Source organism: Rathayibacter rhapontici, from assembly GCF_001995175.1.
GTDB lineage: Bacteria > Actinomycetota > Actinomycetes > Actinomycetales > Microbacteriaceae > Rathayibacter.
This window is the reverse complement of record NZ_MUKN01000090.1, coordinates 1-9,037: the sequence shown is the minus strand read 5'-3', so window position 1 is coordinate 9,037 and position 9,037 is coordinate 1. Positions and strand designations below refer to the sequence as shown.

Sequence of the window (9,037 nt, the reverse complement as noted above, 5' to 3'; positions counted from 1 at the left end):
TCGTCGCGGTCGTCGAGCGGAGGGACGCCGTCGCGCGCACCCGCCTCGCCGACCCGGAGCTCGCGGCCGACATCCGGGCCGCCGTCGGCGCTCCCGTCGCGGCCGTGCTGGTCGTGCCGGCGCTGCCCACCGACATCCGGCACAACTCGAAGATCGACCGAGCGGCGCTCTCGCGCTGGGCGGGCGCGATCCTCGCGGGCGGACGGATGACGGCGCCGTGACGGTCCTGGTCACCGGAGCGAGCGGGCTGCTCGGAGGAGCGGTCGCCGCTCTGCTCGCCGCGCAGGGGCACGAGGTCCGCACCTTCCAGCGCCGCCCCTCCGGAGTCGTCGGGGTCGAGGACGCGCGCGGCTCGCTGACCGACCCCCGCGCGGTGGAGGAGGCGCTCGACGGCGTCGACGGCGTCGTCCACCTGGCCGCCAAGGTCTCGCTCGCGGGCGACCCGGGCGACTTCGACCGCGTGAACGTCGACGGCGTGCGCCGCCTCCTCGCTGCCGCCCAGCGGGCCGGAGTGGAGCGCTTCGTGCAGGTGTCGTCGCCGTCGGTGGCCCACGCGGGCTCCTCGATCACGGGCGACGACGCGGAGCCGGCCGATCCCGAGCACGCGCGCGGCGACTACGCCCGCACGAAGGCGCGGGGCGAGCTGCTCGCCCTGGCCGCCGACGCCCCCGGCTTCGCCGTGGTCGCGGTGCGCCCGCACCTGGTCTGGGGTCCCGGCGACACGCAGCTCGTCGCCCGCATCGTCGAGCGGGCGCGCGCCGGGCGCCTGCCGCTGCTGGGGGACGGGCAGGCCCTGATCGACTCGACCTACCTCGACAACGCCGCCTCGGCGATCGTCGCCGCCTTCGACCGGGCCCCCGAGGTGCACGGGCAGGCCTACGTGGTCACGAACGGCGAGCCGCGGCCGGTCGCGGAGCTGCTGGCGGGCATCTGCCGCGCCTCCGGAGTCGAGCCGCCGCGCTGGTCGGTGCCCGCGTCCGTCGCGCGCGTCGCCGGTTCGCTCGTCGAGCGGGTCTGGGCGGTCCGCCCGGGCGAGGACGAGCCTCCGATGACCCGGTTCCTCGCCGAGCAGCTCTCGACCGCGCACTGGTTCGACCAGCGCCGCACCCGCGCCGACCTGCGGTGGACGCCGAGCGTGACGCTCGACGAGGGTCTCGCCCGGCTGGCGGAGGCGTCGCGCTGAGCGCAGCCCGACGCCTCCGCCTCCGGCCGGACCCGGTCAGTCGGCGAGGATGAGGTAGAGCGCCCGGCGCGCCTCGTCCAGCTTCTCGGAGGCCGCGGCCCGCTGAGCGTCGGTGGCCCCGCGGAACTGCTGGATCACACCCATCAGCTTGCCGACGTTCTCCATGAACGCGCGGGCGCTGTCACTCGCGCCGGGAGTCGCCTCCCACGCGGCGGCGAGCTCGTCGGCGTGCTCGCGCACGTAGGTGCCGCCCGCGTCGGTGAGCTGGTACTCGGTTCCGCGGCCCTCGCCGACGGCCGTGATCAGGCCCTCGTCGACGAGCTGCTGGAGGGTGGGGTAGACGGAGCCGGGGCTGGGGCGCCAGGCGTCGCCGGTCTTCTCGGCGATCGCCTTGATCAGGCCGTAGCCGTTCGAGGTCGTCTCGGCGAGGAGGGAGAGGAGGGCCGCGCGGACGTCGCCGCGTCGGGCGCGTCCTCCGCCGCGGCCGGGGCCGCCGAAGGGGCCGCCGAAGCCGGGACCGAAGCCGAAGCCGGGACCGGAGCCGAAGCCCGGGCCGAAGCCGCGTCCGTGGCCGCCGGGGCCGCGGCGCTCGCGGCGACCGGGGTGGTCGTGGCCGGAGCGGCCGGATCCGTCGTGGTGCGCGCCGTCGTGGCGCGAGGAGTCGTGGTCGGGGGAGAAGTTCCTGGGGTGCATGTCTGCTCTGCTCTCGGTCGTGTGGACGCCTTCCGGAATCCGATCGCCCGTCTCGGAGCGAGTGCTCTTCGATCCGTCGGCGATGCGTTAAAGATATATCGCTACTGTTCGGAAAGTCAACACCCGATATCCTGGCCCCGATGCGCACCGACGATCCCGACCTCGCCGCCGTCCTCGACTCCACCCTCCTGACCGGGGCCGTGCTCACCGACCGGTCGAGCAACCTCGGCAACCTGCGCAAGCTCGCCGCGCGCGATCCCGCCCACCTCTACGGCGTCGACGTCGCCGAGCACTGGGATCTGCCGGAGCTCCTCGCCCTGATGGGCGAGCGCGTCGGCATCAGCACGGACCCCGCGTTCGAGAGCGGGCAGGACCGCATCGACGCGACCCTCACCGTCGCCCGCCTCGACGCGTACCGCCGCCGCTTCGCCGAGTCCGTCCGCCGAGGCGACCTGATCCTCTTCGCCACCGCCCACCCGGCGACCCTGATGGACCTCTACCGGCGGCTGGCCTCGGCCGCGACGGAGGCGGGCGCCCGCGTCCTCGACGTCAACACGCTCCCGTTCGCGGCGGCCGATCGCATCCGCGTGCCGCTCGCCGACGAGCACCAGTTCCTCTGGTGCACCGGCGGCGTCACCTGCGTCTACCGCGGCGGCAGCCTGATGCACACGCACTCGCCCGAGCCGATGAACGCCCTGCTCGACCGGCTCGACGCCCTCGGCATCCGCCCCGACCTCGTCGTCGCCGATCACGGCTGGGCGGGCGCGGCCGGCCGCCGAGGCCTGCCGACGATCGCGATCGCCGACTGCAACGACCCCGCGGTGTTCGTCGCCGAGGCGCAGGGCTCGATCGAGGTCGTCGTCCCGATCGACGACGGACTCGCCGTCCACCTCTACGAGCCCGTCCTCCGGTACGTCCTGGCAGCCCTCTCCGAGCCCGGTCACGGTTCCGACTCGTAGACTCGTCGTCTTCCCCACCCTCTCTGCAGTCGGAGCATCCGTGACCCAGCCCCAGGACGGCGTCCTCCCGCGCTTCGCCGTCGGCGTCGACATCGGCGGTACGTCGATCAAGGCCTCCCTCGTCGACGTGACCACCGGAGAGAGGGCCGCCCGCCGCTTCGCCGTCGCGAACCCGCTCGGCAAGGAGCCCGAGGACTTCGCCGCCGCGATCGCCGGCATCGTCCGCGACGTCTCGCCGATCGCGGGCACCCCCGTCGGAGTCGGCTTCCCCGGCATCGTCCGCGGCGCGTCGTCCGGCAGACCACCCACGTCTCGCAGCGCTGGGTCGGCCTCGACGCCCAGGCCCTGCTGTCCGAGGCGACCGGAGTCGACGTGGTCGTCGTGAACGACGCCGATGCGGCCGGAGTCGCCGAGCGCGAGTTCGGCGCGATGCGCGACCGGGAGGGCCTGCTCCTGCTGACCACCCTCGGCACGGGCATCGGCACGGCGCTCGTGCACGAGGGCGTCGTGATCCCCAACTCCGAGCTCGGCCACGTGCACATCGACGGCCCCGACTTCGAGCCGCGCGTCGGCTTCTCGGCCGTGCGCCGCGAGGGCATCACCCTCGAGGAGTGGGCGGGCCGCCTCAGCGTCTACTACCGCCACCTCGAGATGCTGCTCTCGCCGCAGCTGTTCGTGATCGGAGGAGCGGCCGCGCACGTTTTCGACGAGTTCGCCGGCTTCCTCGACATCGGCACCGAGATCGTGCCGGCCCGCTTCGGCAACGACGCGGGCTTCACGGGGGCCGCCATGGTGGCGGTCTCGCCCGACCGGCTCGCCCCCTGGTACCGCTCGACGAGCGGCGCCCTCTTCGATCCGGGCACGGTGCCCGTCGTCGACTAGCCGGTCGACCCGCGGATCAGCCCGCGGTACAGCGCGTCGAGCTGCTCGGCCGCCGAGCCCCAGCTGTGCGCCGCCGCCCAGGCGACGCCGCCGCGGCCCAGCCGCGCCCGCTCGTCGGGGTCGGCCAGCAGCTCGCGGATCCGCTCGGCCCACTCGCCGGGGTCGGCGGAGTCGATCAGCACGCCGCTCCCCGCGTCGCGCACCGCGTCGACCAGACCGGTCGTCCGGCGCGCGAGCACGGGCGTGCCCGATGCCGCGGCCTCGAGCGCGATGAGCCCGAAGGTCTCGGCCGCCGAGGGCACCAGGGCCAGTCGGGCGCGCCGGAGCCGGTCCGCCACCCCGTCGCGGTCGGCCACTCCGTCGAAGCGCACGCTCGCGGCGACACCGAGCTCGCGGGCCGCCTCCTGCACCTGCGCCAGGTACCCCTCGCGACCGGGTGCCGGCCCGCCGACGAGGCGGAGGAGGGGCCGCTCGGCGACCGGGATCCGGGCCAGCGCCTGCACCGCGAGCAGCTGCCCCTTGAGCGGCTGGACCCGGCCGACGAGCACGATCTCGTCGGCGCGCTCGCCGTCCCCGGGGCGGAACCGCGGATCGACCCCCGGCGGCACGACGACGACGCGGGACGGATCCACTCCGTAGCCGCCCTCGACGTCCGCCCGCTCGGCCGCGCCCGCGACGACCACCGCGTCGGCCGAGGCGAGCACCGAGCGCTCGGCCTCGATCCGCTCGGGCGGCTCGGGGGAATCGCCCGGAGCGAGCCGCGCGTTCTTCGCGAGCGAGCTCGAGTGCATCGAGTGCACGTGCGGCAGACCGGTGAGGGCTCCCGCCAGTCCCGAGACCCAGTAGTGCGAGTGCACCAGGTCCGCTCCGGCCGCGGCCCGGGCGAACACGGGAGCGGCCACCGCCAGCGCGTACTTGTCGCCCGGCCCGACCGGCACGCCCACGACCTCCACCCCGGGAGCGAGCGGGCCCGACTCCTCGCCGCGGGTCAGCACCACCACGTCCCAGCCCCGCAGGGCGAGCTCCGGCAGCACCGCCGCGAGGTAGACGTTCATCCCGCCCGCGTCCCCCGTCGACGGCTGCTCGAGGGGGGAGGTGTGCGCCGAGACGACGGCCAGACGGGGCATCCGTCCATCGTAGGCAGGCCCCGCACCTCCACGGATCCCGGCCCGCGGCTCGCAGCGGCTCCGGAATCGGGTTGAATGGACGGATGCGCTCCGTTCGGAGCGCGGAGAGCGTGAGGTCCATGGCCCGCCGGAGTCCCTCGAGCGACGCGCAGCCCTCGGCCGCGCCCGCCCCGCAGGCGACCGCTGAGGCCCCGGAGCCCGCCGTCCAGGAGCCCTTCTCCGAGCAGGACATCCGCGCGCTCGTCGGCACCGCCGCGTTCGAGAAGGGCACCGCCTACGCCGATGAGGGCCGGGTCGGCGAGCTGCAGTGGTTCGGCGGCCGCACGCGCCTCTTCGGCCAGGTCCGCGGCTCCGGCCGCTCGCCCTACGCCGTCAGCGTGCAGCTGCGCGAGGACGCGGGCCGCTCGATCCTCCTCGGCGGCGCCTGCAGCTGCCCGGTCAAGCACGAGTGCAAGCACGTCGCCGCGGTGCTCGTCGAGGCACTGCGCCGCGAGCGCGAGGGCGGCCTCGCCGGCCCGTTCGCGGGCGAGACCTGCGCCGACGCGGTCCCGGAGTGGCGCAGCGCGCTGGCCCCGCTGCTCGCCGGCATGGAGCGGGCGCGCTCCGGCATCCCGCTCGGCCTGCAGTTCGAGCTCCTCCCCGGCGAGCCCGTGCGGCGCCCGCCCGGCCGCTACAACAGCTACCGGCCGCCGCCCGAGCCGCGCCCGCGACTGGGCGTGCGCCCGGTGCGGATGGGCGACCGCGACCGCTGGGTCCGCACCGGCACCAGCTGGCGCGACCTGGGCTACCTGCACTACAGCCACGACTACGACGAGCGCCAGATTGACGTCGTCCGCGAGATCCAGGGGCTGCTCTCGGGGCACAGCGCCTCGAGCTACTACTCGCCCGACACCTGGCTCTACCTCGACGGCTGCCGGAGCGAGGCCATCTGGGCCGCTCTGCACGGCGCGGTCCGCGCGGGCATCGGCCTGGTCATGGGCGACCGCGATCAGACCCCGCTGCGGATCCTCGACACCACCGCGACGGCCTCCATCGACGTCACCCGCACGTCGACCGGACTCGAGCTGCGCTCGCTCGTCGCGATCGGCGACAGCCCCGCTCCCGAGGAGTTCGGCTTCATCGGCGACCCCGCGGTCGGCCTCTACCTCTGGGAGCCCGGCGACGAGCTGCGCGCCCGGCCCGTCACCCTCGTGCCGTTCGCGGCTCCGCTGCTCTCCTCCGCGCGCACCTTCCTCTGGAGCCGCGAGCCCATCCGCATCCCGGCGCAGGAGGAGGCGGCGTTCCTCACCGAGCACTACCAGCGCCTGCACCGCCTGTTCGCGATCGTCTCGCGCGACGACTCCTTCGAGGCCCCCGCGGTGCCCGAGCCGCGCCTCGGCCTGACGCTCGAGCACACCGACGGCGCGGGCCTGCGCGGCTCGTGGTGGTGGCGCTACGGCGTCGAGGGCGCCCGAGGCGGCGACGCGGAGCGCCTGCCGCTGCGACTGGACGACGAGACCGGCTACCGGGATCCCGAGGCGGAGCAGCGGATCCTCGACTCGCTCGGCGCGGCCGGCATCGACCCCGAGGCGACCCCGGCCCTCGTCTCGCCCTCGAGCAGGCGGCTGCGCCCGACCTTCGACCTGCGCGGCATGGCCACCGTGGGCTTCCTCACCGGCGAGGTGGAGCGCCTGCGCGAGCTCGGCACGGTCGAGATCGAGGAGATCGGCGAGCGCGTCGAGTACCGCGAGGCCGAGACCGCGCCCGTCGTCGCCGTGCAGACCGTGGCCCAGCCCGACAGCCGCGACTGGTTCAACCTCGAGATCTCGGTCACCGTCAACGACGAGGCCGTGCCGCTCGCCGAGATCTTCCTCGCCCTGGCCCGCGGCGACGAGTACATGGTGCTGCCCAGCGGCGTGTACTTCGCCCTCGACGACGAGCGCTTCGGCCGGCTGCGCGAGCTGATCGCCGAGCGCGCGAGCTCTCGGACGACCCGGGCGAGACCCTCCGCATCAGCCGCTTCCAGTCCTCGCTGTGGGACGAGCTCGTCGAGCTCGGCGTCGTCGAGGCGCAGGCCGCCGCGTGGCGCCGCGCCGTCGAGGGCCTCTCGGGCTTCACCGCCACGGGTGCGCTGGAGTCGCGACCCCTGCCCGACGGCTTCCAGGTCGAGCTCCGGCCCTACCAGCAGCTCGGCTACGACTGGCTGTCGTTCCTCTACGACAACCAGCTCGGCGGCGTCCTCGCCGACGACATGGGACTGGGCAAGACCGTGCAGTCCCTCGCCCTCATCGCCCGCGCGATGCAGGAGCAGCGGGCCGCCGCGGGCGACGCGGGCACCTCCCCGCGCCCGTTCCTGGTCGTCGCGCCGACGAGCGTCGTGCCCAACTGGGTCGGCGAGGCGAAGCGGTTCGCGCCGGGGCTCACGGTCGTCGGCATCGACGAGACGTCGAAGAAGAAGCGCCGCGCCCTCACGAGCACCGTCGGCGAGGCAGAGCTCGTCGTCACCTCCTACGCCCTCTTCCGCCTCGACTACGAGTCCTACGCGGGCATCCAGTGGGCCGGCCTCATGCTCGACGAGGCGCAGTTCGTCAAGAACCGCCAGTCGGCGACGCACCAGCTCGCGCGCCGCCTCGACGTGCCGTTCAAGCTCGCGATCACGGGCACGCCGATGGAGAACAACGTGATGGAGCTCTGGTCCCTGCTCTCCATCGTCGCTCCCGGACTGTTCCCCTCGCCCGCGGGCTTCGCCGAGTACTACCAGAAGCCGATCGAGCGGGAGGCCGACACCGAGCGCCTCACGCAGCTGCGCCGCCGCATCCGCCCGCTGATGCTGCGCCGCACGAAGGAGCTCGTCGCCACGGAGCTGCCGCCCAAGCAGGAGCAGACCATCGAGGTCGAGCTCGGCGCGCGCCAGCGGAAGGTCTACGACACCTACCTCGCCCGGGAGCGGCAACGGGTGCTGGGCCTGATCGGCGACTTCGAGAAGAACCGCTTCGCGATCTTCCGGGCGCTCACGGTGCTCCGCCAGGTCGCGCTCGACGCCGCACTCGTCGACGAGGCGCACGCCACGGTGCCCTCGACCAAGCTCGACCTGCTCGACGAGCTGCTCGCGGATGCGCTCTCCGAGGGCCACCGCGTGCTGGTCTTCAGCCAGTTCACCCGCTTCCTCGGCCGCGTGCGCGACCGCCTCGACGGGGCGGGCATCGAGTACGCCTACCTGGACGGCGCGACGAAGAAGCGCGACGAGGTCATCGACCGCTTCCGCTCGGGCGAGGCGGGCGTCTTCCTCATCTCGCTGAAGGCGGGCGGCTTCGGCCTCAACCTCACCGAGGCCGACTACTGCATCCTGCTCGACCCCTGGTGGAACCCGGCGACGGAGTCGCAGGCCGTCGACCGCGCGCACCGCATCGGCCAGACCCGCTCGGTCATGGTCTACCGCCTCGTGGCGAAGGACACGATCGAGGAGAAGGTGATGGCGCTCAAGGAGGCCAAGGCCGCCCTGTTCGCCGCGGTCATGTCCGACGACGGCGCGGCGTCCGCCGGCGGCATCACGGCCGAGGACGTGCGGGAGCTGCTGGGCTGACCCGCGCGTCGTCAGCGCGACGCCTGCTCCGCGGCCTCGCGCGCGGTGCGGACCGCGTGCACGACGTCGGCCGCGCGGCGGCCGACCGCGGTGGCCGCGCGCAGCGACGGCGCCCGGTGCGGATGCACGAGGCGCTGGGCTGCGGTGCAGGGCAGGCAGAACGCGCCGGTGACCCCCGCGTCGATGCCCTCGAGGCCGCCGTCGTCCCTCCCGAAGACCAGATCGCGCCCCTCGCGGGCGAGCGCCTCGGGCAGATCGGCCTCGCCGATCGGGAGGCGGAGCGCCCAGAGGAGCGTCGCCGCGGCGATCCGGCCGGGGAGCGGGCGTCCGAGACGGGAGGCGGCCAGCTCGCCGAAGAAGTCGGCGTGGCGCTCGAGGATCCCGGTGACGGCCTCCGCGAGGCGCTCCATCTCGGGGTGCAGCGAGAGCCGGGCGAGCCGGCGATAGGCGTGCAGCGCGATGTGGGAGTCGACCGCGAGCACGAGCGCGACCGGTCCGGGCAGGAGCCGCGCGACGCGGGCGCGCAGGGCCGACGGCGCGGCGACCGGCTCCGGCGGCGCCGTCTCGACTCCGCGGATGCGCGGCGAGGCGCTCAGCACGTCTCCGAGCGCGTCGGCGATGCGGTGCCGCT

At 74.6% G+C, this 9,037-nt stretch carries 9 protein-coding genes and 1 pseudogene; 7 read left to right on the top strand and 3 right to left on the bottom strand.

All coding sequences use genetic code 11. The annotated features are described in order from the left end of the window. The coding region (locus tag B0T42_RS18105; protein ID WP_139344578.1) for a hypothetical protein at positions 1 to 221 on the top strand (221 nt) is incomplete at its 5' end. After that, positions 218 to 1,183 carry an NAD-dependent epimerase/dehydratase family protein gene (locus B0T42_RS18100; RefSeq protein ID WP_077224386.1) on the top strand — a complete coding sequence of 322 codons (966 nt, stop codon included), beginning with the start codon at positions 218 to 220 and terminating at the stop codon, positions 1,181 to 1,183. The genes B0T42_RS18105 and B0T42_RS18100, both read left to right, overlap by 4 nt. A 36-nt stretch (positions 1,184 to 1,219) precedes the next feature. Here B0T42_RS18100 and B0T42_RS18095 read toward each other — a convergent pair whose 3' ends face one another. Continuing rightward, positions 1,220 to 1,876 carry a PadR family transcriptional regulator gene (locus B0T42_RS18095; protein ID WP_077224385.1) on the bottom strand — a complete coding sequence of 219 codons (657 nt, stop codon included), beginning with the start codon at positions 1,874 to 1,876 and terminating at the stop codon, positions 1,220 to 1,222. Between the two features lie 140 nt (positions 1,877 to 2,016). Here B0T42_RS18095 and B0T42_RS18090 point away from each other — a divergent pair, with 140 nt between their 5' ends. The 3 genes from B0T42_RS18090 to B0T42_RS21730 are packed head-to-tail and all read left to right on the top strand — an operon-like array spanning position 2,017 to position 3,717. Further along, complete coding sequence (locus B0T42_RS18090) at positions 2,017 to 2,835, top strand: phosphatase (RefSeq protein WP_077224384.1); 819 nt, start codon at positions 2,017 to 2,019, stop codon at positions 2,833 to 2,835. Between the two features lie 40 nt (positions 2,836 to 2,875). After that, positions 2,876 to 3,220 carry a hypothetical protein gene (locus B0T42_RS21735; protein WP_236720400.1) on the top strand — a complete coding sequence of 115 codons (345 nt, stop codon included), beginning with the start codon at positions 2,876 to 2,878 and terminating at the stop codon, positions 3,218 to 3,220. Continuing rightward, entirely contained in the window at positions 3,208 to 3,717 is a 510-nt protein-coding gene (locus tag B0T42_RS21730; protein ID WP_236720399.1) for a hypothetical protein, read from the top strand. The genes B0T42_RS21735 and B0T42_RS21730 overlap by 13 nt, the downstream gene beginning before the upstream one ends. Here the strand turns inward: B0T42_RS21730 and B0T42_RS18080 are convergent. Continuing rightward, positions 3,714 to 4,844: a glycosyltransferase gene (locus tag B0T42_RS18080; RefSeq protein WP_094742807.1), complete on the bottom strand. Its 1,131-nt coding sequence runs from the start codon at positions 4,842 to 4,844 to the stop codon at positions 3,714 to 3,716. The two genes, B0T42_RS21730 and B0T42_RS18080, sit on opposite strands and share 4 nt — an antisense overlap. 83 nt (positions 4,845 to 4,927) lie before the next feature. Between B0T42_RS18080 and B0T42_RS22485 the strand changes: the two are divergent. Beyond that, positions 4,928 to 6,784, top strand: a pseudogene (locus tag B0T42_RS22485) (SNF2 helicase associated domain-containing protein); the annotation flags it as partial. Positions 6,785 to 6,834: 50 nt separating this feature from the next. Continuing rightward, positions 6,835 to 8,406 carry a DEAD/DEAH box helicase gene (locus B0T42_RS21720; protein WP_342418283.1) on the top strand — a complete coding sequence of 524 codons (1,572 nt, stop codon included), beginning with the start codon at positions 6,835 to 6,837 and terminating at the stop codon, positions 8,404 to 8,406. Between the two features lie 11 nt (positions 8,407 to 8,417). Here the strand turns inward: B0T42_RS21720 and B0T42_RS20270 are convergent. Further along, positions 8,418 to 9,037: hypothetical protein (locus B0T42_RS20270; protein ID WP_158078177.1), on the bottom strand; the 620-nt coding region annotated here is incomplete at its 5' end.

Coding starts and splice junctions, on each gene's coding strand:
- B0T42_RS18095 (WP_077224385.1), bottom strand. CDS start 1,876: ATGCACCCCAGGAACTTCTCCCCCGACCACGACTCCTCGCGCCACGAC.
- B0T42_RS18090 (WP_077224384.1), top strand. CDS start 2,017: ATGCGCACCGACGATCCCGACCTCGCCGCCGTCCTCGACTCCACCCTC.
- B0T42_RS18080 (WP_094742807.1), bottom strand. CDS start 4,844: ATGCCCCGTCTGGCCGTCGTCTCGGCGCACACCTCCCCCCTCGAGCAG.